The organism is Paenibacillus sp. J31P190, assembly GCF_059692075.1.
On the sequence record NZ_JCAUAS010000002.1, the window covers coordinates 340,721 to 355,623 of the forward strand.

The 14,903-nt window shown below is 44.0% G+C and carries 13 protein-coding genes; all 13 read right to left on the minus strand.

Annotated features, from left to right (window positions below; all coding sequences use genetic code 11):
* Positions 1 to 6: 6 nt before the first annotated feature.
* Positions 7 to 1,041, minus strand: coding sequence for an efflux RND transporter periplasmic adaptor subunit (locus tag AC58U0_RS05120; protein ID WP_497377945.1), 1,035 nt, complete (start codon positions 1,039 to 1,041; stop codon positions 7 to 9).
* A complete protein-coding gene (locus AC58U0_RS05125) occupies positions 1,025 to 1,669 on the minus strand; it encodes an ABC transporter ATP-binding protein (RefSeq protein WP_497377946.1) in 645 nt (214 codons plus the stop codon). Before AC58U0_RS05125 ends, AC58U0_RS05120 begins: the two co-directional genes overlap by 17 nt.
* A 152-nt stretch (positions 1,670 to 1,821) precedes the next feature.
* On the minus strand, positions 1,822 to 3,192 hold the full coding sequence (locus tag AC58U0_RS05130; protein WP_497377947.1) for an S-layer homology domain-containing protein: 1,371 nt from the start codon (positions 3,190 to 3,192) through the stop codon (positions 1,822 to 1,824).
* 193 nt (positions 3,193 to 3,385) lie between these two features.
* Positions 3,386 to 4,729, minus strand: coding sequence for an ABC transporter substrate-binding protein (locus AC58U0_RS05135; RefSeq protein WP_497377948.1), 1,344 nt, complete (start codon positions 4,727 to 4,729; stop codon positions 3,386 to 3,388).
* Between the two features lie 55 nt (positions 4,730 to 4,784).
* A complete protein-coding gene (locus AC58U0_RS05140; RefSeq protein ID WP_497377949.1) occupies positions 4,785 to 5,792 on the minus strand; it encodes a hypothetical protein in 1,008 nt (335 codons plus the stop codon).
* 345 nt (positions 5,793 to 6,137) lie between these two features.
* Complete coding sequence (locus tag AC58U0_RS05145) at positions 6,138 to 6,311, minus strand: hypothetical protein (RefSeq protein WP_497377950.1); 174 nt, start codon at positions 6,309 to 6,311, stop codon at positions 6,138 to 6,140.
* A gap of 60 nt (positions 6,312 to 6,371) precedes the next feature.
* Positions 6,372 to 7,100 (minus strand): hypothetical protein, encoded by a 729-nt coding sequence (locus tag AC58U0_RS05150; RefSeq protein WP_497377951.1) that lies wholly within the window; start codon positions 7,098 to 7,100, stop codon positions 6,372 to 6,374.
* A gap of 27 nt (positions 7,101 to 7,127) precedes the next feature.
* Complete coding sequence (locus tag AC58U0_RS05155) at positions 7,128 to 7,865, minus strand: hypothetical protein (RefSeq protein ID WP_497377952.1); 738 nt, start codon at positions 7,863 to 7,865, stop codon at positions 7,128 to 7,130.
* 43 nt (positions 7,866 to 7,908) lie between these two features.
* A complete protein-coding gene (locus AC58U0_RS05160) occupies positions 7,909 to 8,607 on the minus strand; it encodes a hypothetical protein (protein WP_057303772.1) in 699 nt (232 codons plus the stop codon).
* 30 nt (positions 8,608 to 8,637) lie between these two features.
* The gene (locus tag AC58U0_RS05165; RefSeq protein WP_497377953.1) at positions 8,638 to 9,594 is read right to left on the minus strand and encodes a carbohydrate ABC transporter permease; all 957 of its coding nucleotides are present in this window, start codon (positions 9,592 to 9,594) and stop codon (positions 8,638 to 8,640) included.
* Positions 9,595 to 9,632: 38 nt separating this feature from the next.
* On the minus strand, positions 9,633 to 10,499 hold the full coding sequence (locus tag AC58U0_RS05170; RefSeq protein WP_057303770.1) for a carbohydrate ABC transporter permease: 867 nt from the start codon (positions 10,497 to 10,499) through the stop codon (positions 9,633 to 9,635).
* Positions 10,496 to 12,775, minus strand: a complete 2,280-nt coding sequence (locus AC58U0_RS05175) for a DUF5696 domain-containing protein (protein WP_497377954.1) — start codon at positions 12,773 to 12,775, stop codon at positions 10,496 to 10,498. The genes AC58U0_RS05170 and AC58U0_RS05175 overlap by 4 nt, the downstream gene beginning before the upstream one ends.
* Positions 12,772 to 14,892: a YIP1 family protein gene (locus tag AC58U0_RS05180; RefSeq protein ID WP_497377955.1), complete on the minus strand. Its 2,121-nt coding sequence runs from the start codon at positions 14,890 to 14,892 to the stop codon at positions 12,772 to 12,774. Before AC58U0_RS05180 ends, AC58U0_RS05175 begins: the two co-directional genes overlap by 4 nt.
* Positions 14,893 to 14,903 lie beyond the last annotated feature (11 nt).

The following is a 14,903-nucleotide window of genomic DNA, read 5'->3' on the forward strand; positions in this document are numbered from 1 at the left end:
AACCTCCTAATTATTCAAAATAATCTTCTGCCCTGCGGTAATACCTTTGCGTATTTCCACTTCCCTTGCCGCAACGATCCCTTTCTCCACATCGATCTCTTTCCTGCTTTCTCCTTCCATAACCTGTACATAGTCGCGCCCCATGTAGCTGCGCAGCCCCGCTCTAGGGATGACCAACACATTCTCTCTCTTTTCTGTCACAATGGTGATGTCGGCTTGGGAACCAATCGTCACTTCTGCCGGTAGTCCCTGCACGTTAATAAAGAGTGACTTCGAGTTCTTATCCTGTACCGTTTTATTATCGCTTATCGGTGCGGTCATTGGCGTTTGAACGACCTTCCCTATATATGTTTTATCTTTTATTTTCACATTGACATCCATGTTTATTTCAACGCCAACCAAATCATTCTGACTGGAGGCCGTATAAACGAGTTTCATCTTATTCGGGTCTGAGATTGTCACTAGTTGTTTATACGCTGATACTTGATCGCCCAGTTTCATCGGTTCAATGTAAGTTACGATGCCGTCAACCGTTGCAACGAGAGTCGTCCTCTCCAATTGACTCCGCAACGATTTCAACTGAATTTGAGCGCTTTCATAATCAAGCATTTTCAAACGAACAGCTGGATCATCGCCACCCTTATCCGCTATTTCTTGGGCCATTGAAATTTTGATCTTTTCGAGCGTAATTTCCTGCAACCGAATTTTCATTTCCAAATCGCCTGTTTCTGTTGAAGCTACGACATCGCCTGCATGTACTTTATCTCCCAATTTCACATTGAATGACGTCAATCTGCCGCCGGATTCTTTATAAAATAAGTAATCCATTTGATCCGATGCAAACGTCGCTACTCCCGTAATTTGCTTAGCGATATTGGCGCTCTTCACCTCAAAAAGTGTTAAGGATTCGGTGAGAGGTTGAACAAGCGGCGGTTTCAATTCTGGTTCTTCAATCGGCAGCAAAGAGCAGCCTGCCAAGGTACCAGCCATGCACCATGTTCCAAGCATTGAGAAAAGGATTTTGCTAAGCTTCTTCGACAATTTGACCATCCTCCAATGTGTATACATGATCGGCAACGCTCATTATTGAGGGATCATGAGTCGTCATAATGATGGTCATCCCCTCGTGTTGAACCAAATCCTTGAATACCTTCATCACTTGAAGCCCCATCTTACTGTCCAGTTCTGCTGTCGGTTCGTCCGCTAGGATCAATGAAGGTTTGTGAGCAATTGCTCTCGCAATGGCAACCCGCTGCTGTTCTCCCCCAGACATCTCAAAGGGCCGATGTTTCATTCTTGCTTTCAACCCTACGAATTCAAGCGCCCTTTCCGCATACTCCTTATAAAGTGCGGACGGAATGCCCGCAATTCTTAAACCGAACTCCACATTTTCGTAAGCCGTCATCAGTGGAACCAGGGCAAAAGACTGGAAAATCAATCCCATGTGTTCACGTCTCAACTCATTGCGTTTCTTCTCTGTGAATCCACTGATTTCGGCATCATGAACGTACACTTTGCCTTCCGTTGGCCTATCAAGAGCACCAAGCATATTCATTAACGTGGTTTTGCCGGATCCAGACCGACCTTTGAGGGCAACTAACTGCTTTCCCGGGATTGATAGGTTGGCTCCTTTCAATGCGTGAACAGCGGTAGAACCTCGTCCGAACACCCTCGTAACCCCTTCTACCCTTATAAGAGCTTTGGTGTTTTGTTGTTGCGAAATGACCACGGAATATTCACACTCCTATATTTACGGCATAAAGCGTTTATATGGCTTAGAAAAAAACTCCAGTCCGAAAACTGGAGTTTAAACATATGAAATTATCCGTTTTGCAACGTCCATAAAACAAGTGCATCTAGAAGCTTCCATGCATCATCAGTCATTTTTTCATAATTACCGGTCTGAAAGTAGAACGAAAGACGTGCTTTTACTTCATACCCGCTATCGGAGTGGGAGCCCTTATTATAATAGTACATGGTAGCTTCATTGCTTTTTCCAGGGATAGTGGCAACCTTAACTGCTTCCTTACCCGGAAGACCGTAACCTATCGCGAATTTAGGGTTAGATTCTGTATACACTTGTACATCGTCGGAGTATCCAGCAGCAGCCTTTAATTTAGGGTCTACTATGGTAATTGATTTGAGATTGTACTCATTCGTGTTTTCCTCTTGTGATGAAAGGCCGAGATAGTACATGCCATGGTTTTTGGCGTATACGGTTGGAATAGCGACATCTTTCATTACTCCACCTTTTAGATACTTGGAGTTCACGGTATTACTGATATAGATCAAATCATATCCTTCTGTTTTTTCCACAGTGAACTTTCTATCGATAATATTGGTAACCCTAAAACCAAGAGCCTTCAAACGATCTTGAACAAATACATCCTCCGCAGGTATGCTGGATGCGTCCCTTCCTACATAAAGCACTCTTTTACCTTGCGCCGAAATTTCACCAGTAGGTGTAGTCGGTGTGTCTGGCTTAGTCGTCGGTGTACCCGGATCAGCCGTTCCATCTGCCTCAACCAGCTTCTTCGCTTCATAGCTTGCAAGCGCCAACATTTTTCTTGTAGCCGATTTCGAACCGCCAAATTTACCGTCTTCTTGATTCGTCATAAGTTTCTTTTCGAGCGCAAGCGCGACATATCCTTTTGCCCAATCGTCTACCGTGTTGTCCGAAACAGGCGTGGCTTTTTTAGCGTCTTCCTCCAAACCGAGACCTCGTATGAGGAACGCTGCTAGCTCTTGACGTGACACTGCGCCAGACGGCTTATACGTTTTCCCCTCTGCGTCGTATCCATTTGTTAGCCCTGCTTTCTTCAGTGCCTCAATATAAGGAAGTGCATAAGAATTGGCGGGATCATCAGAACGAACATCCGTAAATGTAGAGCTTTTAAGCGTTTCATCAATGGTCAATTTAAAAATAATGCCGGCTACTTTAGCAAACTGAGCGCGATTCATTTCGGCATCCAAACCAAATGTATCTTCCGTCAATCCGTTAAAAACGCCGCCTTTAATCAGTGAATCAAATTTGTCCTTCACGTCTTGCGGCAGATCCTTCAAATCCTTGAAATCATCCACGGATTTAACGGCAGGAGTGTCGGCCGAATCGGTACCCTCTGCAAAAGCCAATGGAAGCAAAGTGAATGATAAAAGAAGAACCATTAATAGGGTTGATATAAGTTTTTTCAAACAGATCACCATCCAATATTAGATTAATAAAGAAACGAGCATGCAGTCAGTTAAGTAAATAAGGCATTACTTTACACGGCTTACTTTTTCACCTCCTCATCAAGGACATCTTTGCACTATTCATACCTTAATACGAAAAGATGAATCGATTATAGGGGCTTTTACTCATGTTTATAGGTCTTTAAGAGGTTGATTATTTCTTGATTGATTTATCGAGTGCAGCCTTTTCAGCTTTCTTCGTTTCGATTTCTTTGGTTGATTGTTCTTCAATCATGCGCAGTGCCGTTACAGAGTCTTTGGACTCTTTGAAAATCAAAGGTCCGAATACGTTCTGCATCGGAACGTCATAATACTCTAAACCTGCTACGCGTGCCGCCGGAGGCAAAGCGGTTTTGCCATGGAAAATAGCTTTCGTGTTTTTGCCTCTCATTTGCATCAAATTTTGGCCAAACGCTTCTTGGACTGCTTTGCTTTCCAAAGGCACGATGACACCTTCTTTTGCCAAATCGACTTGATGCTCTTCGGAGAGAATTGCGGCCATTACCTGAAAAGCTTGATCTTTTTTCGTCGATTGCTTCGTTATGTACATGGCATACAGGTTCGGTTGATACCTAGTATCCGGAACATCACTAAACGAAGGTGCCGACACGACATCGAAGTTCAAGTTTTTGTTTTGCTCATGGAACGAAACAATATGGTCCACTGTTGCCACAGCCATGGCGATATTTCCTTTCGTCGCAAAAGTTTCGACGGTATCAAACTGATTGGCAGGAATATCATAGAAACGTCTCATGTTGTCTACAATCTTTTTCCACTCCGGCGTGTTCAAGCTTGCCTTGTCTTCCGTTTGGCTAAGCGGCGAGACAGAAAGCTGATTGTAGTTCATATAATGACCAGGGTTTTGAGAATACCCTTTGTATGTAATTTCGCCTTCCACACGGGTCAGCTTCTTGGCCAGCTCGTAAGCTTCGTCATAGGTCATGCCGTCCTTCGGATAGTCGACGCCAAATTTGTCAAAAATGTCTTTGTTATAGAATAGAACGAAATCGTTATTATTGAATGGCAGACCATATAACTTCCCATCCGGCGTCATATTTCTCATCTGGGCCATATGGGCCGGATTTAATTGGTTTGTATCGAAGTTATACTTTTTGATCAAATCGCTGATATCATACTGAAGATCGTTATCTATAATATATCTTTGCGCATTCATACGAGTGTTATCGAGAATAATGTCCGGGATGGTGCCAGCCGCAATTAAGTCCTGATATTGTCTGCCCGGATTATCCCAGTGCACATGCTTAATCGTCATATCTGGAAATTTCTTTTTAAGAAATTGACCGATTTGTTTGTCGAAATTTTCTTCTTTTGCATAAAAGGAAGGCCAAACCGTGTAAATAAACAATTCATTTTCAGGCGATTTGTTCGTCGGTTTGTTAGCTGTAGTGACAGGATTTGATTCAAGACCACTTTCACAGCCTGTGAATAGTGTGAGCAATGCAACGATAAACAAGGTGCTCTTTACAAATTTATTCACTGTGTTTAGTACCTCCAATGATGATTAATTGTCCTATACATTGCTTCAACAACAATTAGCCATTTTGTAAAGTCCACAGGACGATATTGTCCCAAAGCTTCCATCCTGCGTCAGTGGAATTATCCTGCATGCCGTTGCTCCAATAGTAGAATGATAACCGAGCTTTAGTCGTGTATCCGTTATCAGCTTTCGAGCCTTTATCGTAATAATAGAGCGCAGCCTTCGTCTTATCTCCCGGGATCGTTGCAATCACTTTCGCTTCCTTGCCCACTATTCCATAACTAACTCCGTAACCAGTGTCAGCTTCTTTATACACGTCCACTGTGCCTGATAAGCCACCTGCAACTTTATGCTTGCTATCAACGATATCGATCGATTTTATTTTTTTAACCGTGGCTCCTTCCTCGAGCGAGGATAAGCCCAGATAGAACATACCATGGCTTTTCACATAGACGGTTGGAATCGCGACATCTTTCATGACGCCACCTTTCAAAAACTTTGAGTTCACCGTTTGACTGAAATAGAGCAAATCATAACCTTTGGTTTCATCGGCAGTGAAATCTTTATCACCAAGCTTAGTAACAATGAAGCCCATACCTTTCAAACGATCGGCCATTGCAACATCTTCCGCAGGCACAGGAACTTGTTCCCGCCCAACAAAGAGCACTTTTTTCCCCTTTGGTGAAATTTCAGGCTGCTGTGATGGCTCGGGTTGTGTCGCTGTTGGTGTAGATATCGCTGAAGATTTGGGAGAATCCTTAGGTACAGGCGTTGCCGATGCCTTGGATGAATCTGTAGTTGCAGGCGTTACTGATGCTTTGGAAGCCTCCGTTGGTGCAGGAGTTACCGAAACCACTGAAGTAGCTGTTGGTAATGGTGCCGTAGAAGCCATGGAAGAATCCTTAGGCGCTGCCGTTATCGTAGGTACTGGCGATATCGATGTGGTAGCTAATTCTGTGACTTTTGGCGAGACGCTCGCGACAGGATTTCCTTCGGATGACGAGCAGGCGATCACGGTTAATGTCATCAAAGCGATGACGAGCAGGATGAGAAAACGTTTCATTAATTAATTCCCCCTAAGTTCTTGATTCAATCCCATCGGATACGATTTTACTTGGCAGCTTTCTCAGTTTGAATACCTTTAGTCGATTGCTTCGTGAAATAAGATACTTCTTCATAGCTCGCCTCCATTATTCGCCATGTAAACGCTTCTATTTTTACAAAAATGAAGCGAGAACCGGCAACTTTCGTTTGGCATTCTTATATATCCTTACTTTATTACTAATTAATTGCGCTTACATTAGGGGTGGAGTTCCATTTTATAGGTTGTTTGTTGCATCTTTTCCTACGGTGATCATCCCTATTGATATTGACTTGATCCGCCATCCTTCTGAATCACTATTAAATTTCACACCATATCCGTATTCGAGTCTATGAAGGTCAAACCAGGTTTACGAAGAGCAGGCTTAGCACTATTTAAATAAAAGAGCGACTGGAGATGCTTTCCTTTCCACTCCGGAATGCCTTGCCCGAATACCTGTTGAACCGCCGGATCTATTGCATCATTTCGTGTGATGATCATACGGAAAAGACCTCTCCTGAGCGGAGAAGCCTAATGCATTTGTTCCTCATAAATCAAGTATCACTTGCTGCCTATCGCCCATTTTACGGCAGCATCGAAGAGCTTCCAGCCATCGTCGGTCTGGTTTATTTCTTCTCCGTTTACCAAATAAAAGTACACTTGACGTGCCGGCACTGGTTCATTATTCAAGTTTTTGACGCCCTTCTCAAACGCGCAAATAACGGCTCTTTGGTCATCATCGGGAGCTGAGGCAACAGTGACACCCTCCTTGCTAGGAACAACGAATCCGATCTTCCCATCTAGCTTATAGATGTCCACATTGCCCTTTAACCCAGCTGCCATCGGATGATTGCCGGCTTTGATCGTAACGGTCTTACCGGAGTAATCGCCATTATCAAAGTCAGTCGATTTACCCGACAAAGCCACATCTCCTATATTTTGAGATTCGGCATAAATGACGGGTATTGGAGAAGCAATCAATTTGTTGCTAACTCGACCAGAGTTGACGGTTGAGCTAACAAAAACCAGCGCATATTTCAGCGCTTCGTCGGCGGTAAGTTCTTTGTCCGTAGTCACCGCGACTTCAAATCCGAGTGCTTTCAAATGTTTAATTGTAATGGCATCACCACCGCTCTCTCTGCCAACAAAGAGTGCTTTTTTGCTTTTACCAGACACTTTGGTAGCATTTCCTCCCGTGCTCGCTTCAGGACTTCCCTGTGTTGTTGCTGTGCAAGCCGTAGCGAAAATCAGGATCACAGCAATAATGAGAAGGCTCAATATTCGTTTCATGAGATATCACTCCTTTGCTGTAAAAAGCTACTTTTTCCCCATGGCCCAACGAACGGCTGCATCGAATAGCTTCCAACCGCTTTCGGTTTGATTGATTTCTTCCCCATTGAACAAATAGAAGAACACTTCGCGCGCGACTACGGGCTGGTCCTTTACGTTTTTCACGCCTTTCTCATAGGCGAAAATGGTTGCTTTCTGCTCCTCATTTGGTACCGTAGCCACAACAATAGCTTCTGCCCCAGGGGTGGCGAAACCCATTTTTCCGTTAGCCTTATAAACGTCAACCTGGTTCTCTAGCCCTGCTGCAAGTTGATGCTTACTGTCTTTGATTTGAATTGTTTTTGCCACGTTCCCTGCATCCAATTTACCGAATCCATCCGTACCCGTCATTCCTGTATCGGAGGTTGATTGAGGCTCGGCATAAATGACGGGTACGGCAGTCTTTACGAATGTGTCGCGGATTTTACCGGAATTAACAGATTCGCTGACATAGATTAACGTATAATCATTCGCTTTTGCAGCAGCAACCTCTTTGTCTGATATGATCGTCACTTCTAAGCCATGCACTTCTTTTAAACGTTTGGTAACGATGGCATCTCCGCCGCTGTCTCTTCCGATAAAAAGAACTTTTTTCCCATTACTCTGCGTTTTGTTCGGTGCTGTCGATGGATTGGTCACGGAATCCATATTGACTGGAGCCGATGTACAAGCCATTAGCGCCATAAACAGCATTAAGACAGTGATCATGTTCACTAAACGTTTCATGAATCAAATCCCCTTTGCCAAAATAGTAGTAAACGCTTAATCATTACTTTTTCCCGTTTTGTGCAGCCCATTGGATAGAGGCGTCCAAAAGCTTCCACCCCTCATCGTTCTGGTTCATTTCTTGCCCGGCGGGTAAATAGAAAAACACCTGACGAGCCGGGATGGGTTCATTTTTGATGTTTTTCGCCCCCTTTTCATACCCGAAAATGACCGCTTTCTTATCGTCGCCCTGAGCCGTTGCAATAATAACCGCTTCTTTGCCCGGAATTGCGTACCCCATTTTTCCATTGCTGTTATAAACAGTTACCTGATCCTTCAATCCTGCTGCAAGTGGATGTTTGCTGTCTTTAATTTGTATGGCTTTCACATCATTCAATTCCCCGTAATCCAGAATTCCCGTCAAACCGGCAATGCTGACCGATTGAGTCTTGGCATAGACAACGGGAACCGTGGAATTCTTCAGTTTGGCATCTATTCTGGAGGAGTTGACGGAATCGCTAATAAACACGACGCCATAGCCGTTCGCTGCTTCCGCTTTAAAGACGCTGTCCGTTGTATCCATGATTTGATAGCCAAGCTTCTTCAAATGACTAATGATAATGGGATCATTGCTGCCTTCGTTCTTTTTGACATAAAGCAATTTTTTGGCATTTGAGGGTGCAGTGGCCGTTTCCGTCGATGAACATGCCATCATAGAAATCATAAATACGGCGATAACGCATAAGGCAATAACTCGTTTCATTTTCCATAATCCTCCTTTAGCTGCATTGTACTACTCTACCAAGCCTGTTCTTTCCACACCCTCAACGAACCAGCGCTGTGTGAATGTATACAAAAGCATCGGCGGAATGATCATCATGAACGTGGTAGCCATTCTGATCGCTTCGTCATTAACCGACGGTCCATATTGTTCGGCTTGCTGCCGCAGCGCAGAGGCTATGCGTGAGATACCCATCGAGAGAGGTGCTGTTTCGATATCGGACAAATACATGCTCGGCAAATAGAAGTCGTTCCAGGTCCATACGAAGGAAAATAAAAATACGACGAGAATAGCAGGTTTGGCAAGCGGCATCATCACTTTGTAAAATATTTTAAACACATTGGCCCCATCAATTCTGGCTGCTTCCTCTAGTTCCTTCGGTTGGGTGGAGAAAAATTGACGATAAATGATGACGAACAGTGCCCCCTTTAAACCTAGACCGAAAAATGCGGGCACAATAATGGGGTAAATCGTATTTAGAAGGCCTAATTCCCTAGCATAAATGATATTCGGCAAGATGGTAACCTGCATCGGGACAATAAATGTCAGCAGCAAAAGAAAAAACATCAGCCTCTTAAAAGGGACTTTCAATCTTGCGAAGGCATAACCGGTCACAGCACAGGAAAGCGTTTGCAGGATGGCCACGGAAAGAGAGAGCGTCAAGCTGATGCTGAAAGCTTTCGGATATTTCAACCAAGCCCAAGCTTCCTGCAGGTTTCCGAGGTAGATCGTCCGTGGAAACCAATTAACGGAAGGGTCCAGCAAATCATCTGCGTTTTTGACCATCGTCGTTATCATATGGAGGATAGGCTTCAGATAAATGTAGGCTGTATCCAGTAATATTAAATAAATAAAAAATTTAAACAGCATCCCTTTATCTGCTTCTCTGCCTATAATCATATAACGGGCTTTATTTAACCAAAGCAGAAACGAATCCGAATGCTCTTTCTTGATTTTTAATCCGATCATAGCTTCACCCCAACAATAAGTTTTTTGTTGTTTAAACGTTAAACAGTCTCCCTTTGCGACTTTGTTACCCTGCTGAAGATGATGAAAATAATCGCCAGGAAGAAGCTGATGATAAGGAAATAAATCCATATCAACGCGCTATATGACCCATATTCACTTTCTCTAACCTTTCCCAAAATAGGATTAGTCGGGAACGTAAACAAGTCGACGACGGTATAGATCATATTTAGGAAAATAAATGGCGTCATGGCTGGAAGTGTAATTTTCCAGAACGTTTCCCAAGGACCAGCGCCGTCAATTCGAGCTGCTTCATAGGCCGAATTCGAAATGGTCTGTCTGCCTCCCAGGAAAATCAAGATTTGTACGCCTGAATACCACAGAATCAACACGAACGAGTCGAGAATCTTGATGAGTGGCCCAGACCAGGTCGACGATAGATTAGCACTAATGAGGCCGGAAACATTGTACTTCGACATGAAGCCCAAGTCACCCTCACCTTGCGTCAGGAATTCCGCTACGACTTGACCTGTGGCCAAGATGACAGGAAGAAAGAATATCGCGCGGAAAAACGTTCGACCTGCAAACTTCTGGTTCAGAATGATGGCGATCATTAAAGCAAATAGGACAATAATCGGAATCATAAACAAAGCTTGTCGAAGAAACGGCAATAAATCGTTGTACAACAGTTGTCCGTTCTCGAAAAGAATATACCGGTAATTCGTCCAAGCAATATACTCGGTTGTCGTTTTCGTAGCCGTTATCGTCACTTTTTGAAAGCTCATATACAAGGAAAAGCCAATTGGGAACGCCATGAAAATTAGAAAGCCAATAAACCAAGGGGCAATAAAGAGCGCACCTTCCAAATATTCGACTAGGGACGAATTTAGTCTCATCTTTCTTTTCATCGGCTTGCCCCTCCTCGAACCACAACGAAGTTTTGTGCTGGAACGTCAAGATCGCCGCTGCGGTACGGCTCCAAATTATAGTTCACAATGACCCGTGTACCATTCTCGTAAGTTGTTTGCTTTACACCCGGGGCCAGCGTCTTGTGATCGGCAATAAACTGATCCTGTACACCACCGAGCGCTTCGTTGTATCGTTTATACTGCTCCACGGCGAAAGTCTCCCAATAGGGAAAATAGGTGTTGTAGTATCGAATACCGAAAGAATTCACATATTTTTTCGATTCCGCCCGTGTGAAAATGAAAGATGGCTCTGCGCCATATTCAATATCACGCAAAAAGTCGTGTACGTCTTCTTGCCGGTTATTCACATATTCCGATGAATAAGTGACTAAACCGTGGGTAGCAATCTGAACGAAAGGAACGGCTTCGTCGGTAAATAAATCATAGGAATGATCGTAAACCAGCGTTTGAATATAATTCATATGAGGCAGTGAATACAGATTGGCATATTTCCCTTGTACGCCGCCTAATGATTCTTTTATCGTTTTTAGAATTCGCTCCTGAACATCCCGAGCTTCATCTCTGGTCGAACCGAACCCCGAATTATAGTCGCTGAACAGTCTTTGTCCGAGTATGTTGACAGCAATTCCGTCAGCACCTATTGCTTTATATGCATTCAGGTCTTTCTTAACCATTTCTTCTGCAAATTTATAGCTGACCGCTGGTGTTCGTTCTCTGTTATATAAAGTACTTACTGTTTGATTTCGCCCGGCCAAATTGACGATGGCGTGATATTTTTCGTCGAAACCTGATGCCCCTGTGTTGTTCAAAGCATATTCGGCCTCTAAATAAACCGGCAAACCGTAACTATGGGCATTGTCAATAAAAGCTTTCATTCCTTTATCGCCACCGATACGGGAATCAACCGGAAACGTGTTCCCAAAGGCGCTATAGCCCCCCTTCTGCCAACCTTTAAACGTAAGCGACATATTGGTTATGCCTTTGTCATGTAAAGAATTGACCATTTGAGTGGCATCGTCCGTCGTGGTCAAATTGAGATATCGCGAGGTGACTAAGCCGTCTTCTTGATCCGCCCCGATGAAGTTTACATGCATCGGTATATTGGGATTGCTGACTGTGACGGGCTTCGCCCCCTTTTCCTTCATCAGATATTGGCGGTACGTTTGAGCCATACCTACATAGTTTGATTTTTGGCTGTCTAATAGGTAGTAACGCACAATACGGTCACTGCCGAACACTTCTTCTCGGTTATAATCGATATACCCCCATGAATCAGGGACATTCGTATTTCTCGTTGTAAACTGCAAGAAGCTCGACCGGAAATTCATTTGAGCAGTCACCCAGTTATAGTTGCTGAGCACCCCTGCTGGCGCTGCAACGATGTTGGCGTATTCGTCTCCGTCGTGAACGATGGCCACAAACCCTTTGGTACCCGTCTTCATACCGAATACCGGCATCACAATTTTGTTGCGATTGTTGCTAAGACCCGCGAAAGTGTTATCTTGACCGTATACAGCTTCATCGTATATTTTGTTGACGTTCAACTGATTATCCTTAAACCGCACCAATGCTCCAGCGCCGTCTGGTATGAACATATATCCTTCCTGTCCGGAAACGGTATATTCAGCTCCGAAGAATGGAAACAACCTAGCCCAGACGAGACCCATATTCGCTTCCTTGACGCCTTCGCGTATAATCTTCGTCTCTACATAATCGTTTTCGATTTTCACCTCAATCGGGATCGTAAATCCGGTTGCAGGCAGTTCATACACCAATGAAAAACCGCCCGGAATCAATTTTATCTCTTTGACCCGTCCCCCATCCGCTGCCAAGTTTGTTTCCTTCGCTTGCAGGATGTTTTTCGAGAAATCGACATATTGAACCATTAGCGGTGAGGCCAAATGCTTTTTCCAGGTCTCCGAGATCTTTTCCTTATCCCAATATGCCGGATTTGGAAAAGAACGATAGACATTTGCATTCCGTTTGTCTTCCACGATAAAATGGCCGGTTTTTTCATCCATTTTTAAACGCAGCAGATCCGTTTCGGCGACATTTTTAAAGTCGCTCTCTTTAGGCAATTGGGCGGCGACACTATTGACAGTAGCTGCTGAACTTTCTATCTTCGCCGGTAAGGGTATGCGATTTTCCGGAGCTTTGAACTCGATTTTGACATTAACCACGACCAAGAAGATGGCGACCAAGAGCAGGATGGTAACGACTGCTGCGGTTTTCCCCCGTTTGATTATCCCTATCATCTCAAGATCACCTCCTGGTACATTTCATAGATTAATGATGCCAAATCGTTGGTCAATCCGGTTGTAATAAAGATGAGAACACCAATGACCAACATGGTGCAAAGCGTAAATACGATGTTCAATGCGGTTTCTCCTACGCTGTAATTATGAATCCACTGAATTTTCCAGAATATCAATAAACCGATCCATACAATCATCCCTTGCGCCACATAATGGTAAATAGTAGACTCGGACATCGTCATGATATTCGAAATGAAGGCAAGCGGAATACCAATAACCATATACGGTACGAGCGCATAAGCGCTTCCGATAAAAATATCTCGAAACCTACCCTCTCCTCGATAAATGGAGCTCACGAGATAGTTGGCAATGACCCACGCAATCCAAACAATGAAAAACTGTGTAAATATCGAATAAATATCGACATGGATCGAAGCGTCAAAGGAAAAGCTGGTAACAAGCCTTTTGATCACCAGGGAAGCATACACGCAAAGTAAGATGATTATCGCACTCAAGTAGCTGCCTTTACCTTCATAGCGTATGGCAATAAATCCATCAATCGGGTGTTTCATCATATAAAATACATGCTTGAAATTCATTAGGAAGCTGTGATGTGTCCGCCTTCTATTGCGCCATTTATCTCGGAACCTGCTTTTGGAGGTCCATTTATTGATCAACATGTATAAAATTCCGCTGAATAACAATAGGCTCGCAATCCAGGAGAAGTTCTGTTGTAACCATTTCATCCTGATTTGCCAAAAGGCGTCAGAGTACCCTTCCTGGTTCCCAGCCTCTTTAAACAGCTTTTTCGCTTCTTCATACTGTTCTTTTGTAAAAGCCGCTTGTGCCAATCCCATAATGGCTGGAGTGAATTGGGCATTCATACGAAGAACATCCTGCCACGATTTTTCACTGTCCTCGTAATAACCCGCTAGCGTCTGTTGGTTGGCTTGATCCACTTTTTGGCCAAACTCCGATAAACGGAATACTTGAACGATATTTTCCTGATCGTCCAAAACGAACAATTCATTCCTGGCATTCACATCGAGTGCCACAGGGCTTTTCAAGAGACCTACTTGAGACGATCCGACTGCTGAAGCGCCGCCCCAAAAGTACAACAAATTGCCAGATGCATCATAATGGCTAATATATTTAAATTGCGAATCGACCACGATCATGTTGCCGCTTTGGTCAACGGCCACATCAATCAGCTGCGGACCTGAGGTTATAGGCCCTATCGGAACATCCCCGGGAACGACTTCCCCGAATGTTTTATTGGAGCTGCGAAGTAAATTATTCCCTTTAATATTTAATTTCTTTAATTGGTCGCTTTTGGCCATACCGCCCGTAACCGTATAGATATAACCGTTCTTATCCGTAGCGACACTGTTTATCGTCTCTGGCCTCTTCGCGACCTCATTGGCATACATTTTCTTGGTGTATAACATGCGCTTTAAAGCGTCTAACGGAGAAAGAGCCGTTTTGTTTGCGCCAAAAAAGCCCTGAAATTTACCTTTCGGGTCAAGCAGTACGATCCCCTCGTAACCGCCATGCACCGCAATGTACAGGAATCCCCGTTCGTCCACCATCACTTTTGCCGGATCGAAGACGAACGTCGCTGGGATGTATTTGGAGTCCGGTCGTTTAAATTCGGTTTGCATCTTCCCATTTTTGTCCAGCTTAATCACTCTTTTGTTCCCCGTATCCGCGATATAGATGTCGCCCTCTTTGGTGACAAATATGCCTTCCGGTTTGTTGAGCGGGCTTTCCGGGAGCGTCAGATAGCGCAGCAGTTGTCCCTTTTCAGTCATATGGACAATCCGGTTGTTGCCCGTATCAACGATGTAGACTTCGTTCTTCACATCGATAAAGATATCTTTTGGATTTCGTAACGGTGAGGGCGTTTTAACATTTGGCTGCTTAGGATCCGTTGTATACAGATCCTCTCCGATTACATCCAGTGGAAAGTAAGCCGGTTGAAGCCATATCTGATTGTTGTAACTATCCTTTGTATAGGTCGAATATTTCACTTCGGCGTGCGTAGTTGCAGGCAACAGCGCGGTGCACAAGATGATCAAGGAAAGGAAAAGCCTCCACCTGTGGCATCTTATTTTCATGCTCAAACCTC

Bases quoted from the DNA above. Each gene is read 5' to 3' on its own strand.
- AC58U0_RS05140 (WP_497377949.1), bottom strand. From the start codon at position 5,792: ATGAAACGTTTTCTCATCCTGCTCGTCATCGCTTTGATGACATTAACC.
- AC58U0_RS05175 (WP_497377954.1), bottom strand. From the start codon at position 12,775: ATGATAGGGATAATCAAACGGGGGAAAACCGCAGCAGTCGTTACCATC.
- AC58U0_RS05180 (WP_497377955.1), bottom strand. From the start codon at position 14,892: ATGAAAATAAGATGCCACAGGTGGAGGCTTTTCCTTTCCTTGATCATC.
- AC58U0_RS05165 (WP_497377953.1), bottom strand. From the start codon at position 9,594: ATGATCGGATTAAAAATCAAGAAAGAGCATTCGGATTCGTTTCTGCTT.
- AC58U0_RS05170 (WP_057303770.1), bottom strand. From the start codon at position 10,499: ATGAAAAGAAAGATGAGACTAAATTCGTCCCTAGTCGAATATTTGGAA.
- AC58U0_RS05150 (WP_497377951.1), bottom strand. From the start codon at position 7,100: ATGAAACGAATATTGAGCCTTCTCATTATTGCTGTGATCCTGATTTTC.
- AC58U0_RS05145 (WP_497377950.1), bottom strand. From the start codon at position 6,311: ATGATCATCACACGAAATGATGCAATAGATCCGGCGGTTCAACAGGTA.
- AC58U0_RS05155 (WP_497377952.1), bottom strand. From the start codon at position 7,865: ATGAAACGTTTAGTGAACATGATCACTGTCTTAATGCTGTTTATGGCG.
- AC58U0_RS05160 (WP_057303772.1), bottom strand. From the start codon at position 8,607: ATGAAACGAGTTATTGCCTTATGCGTTATCGCCGTATTTATGATTTCT.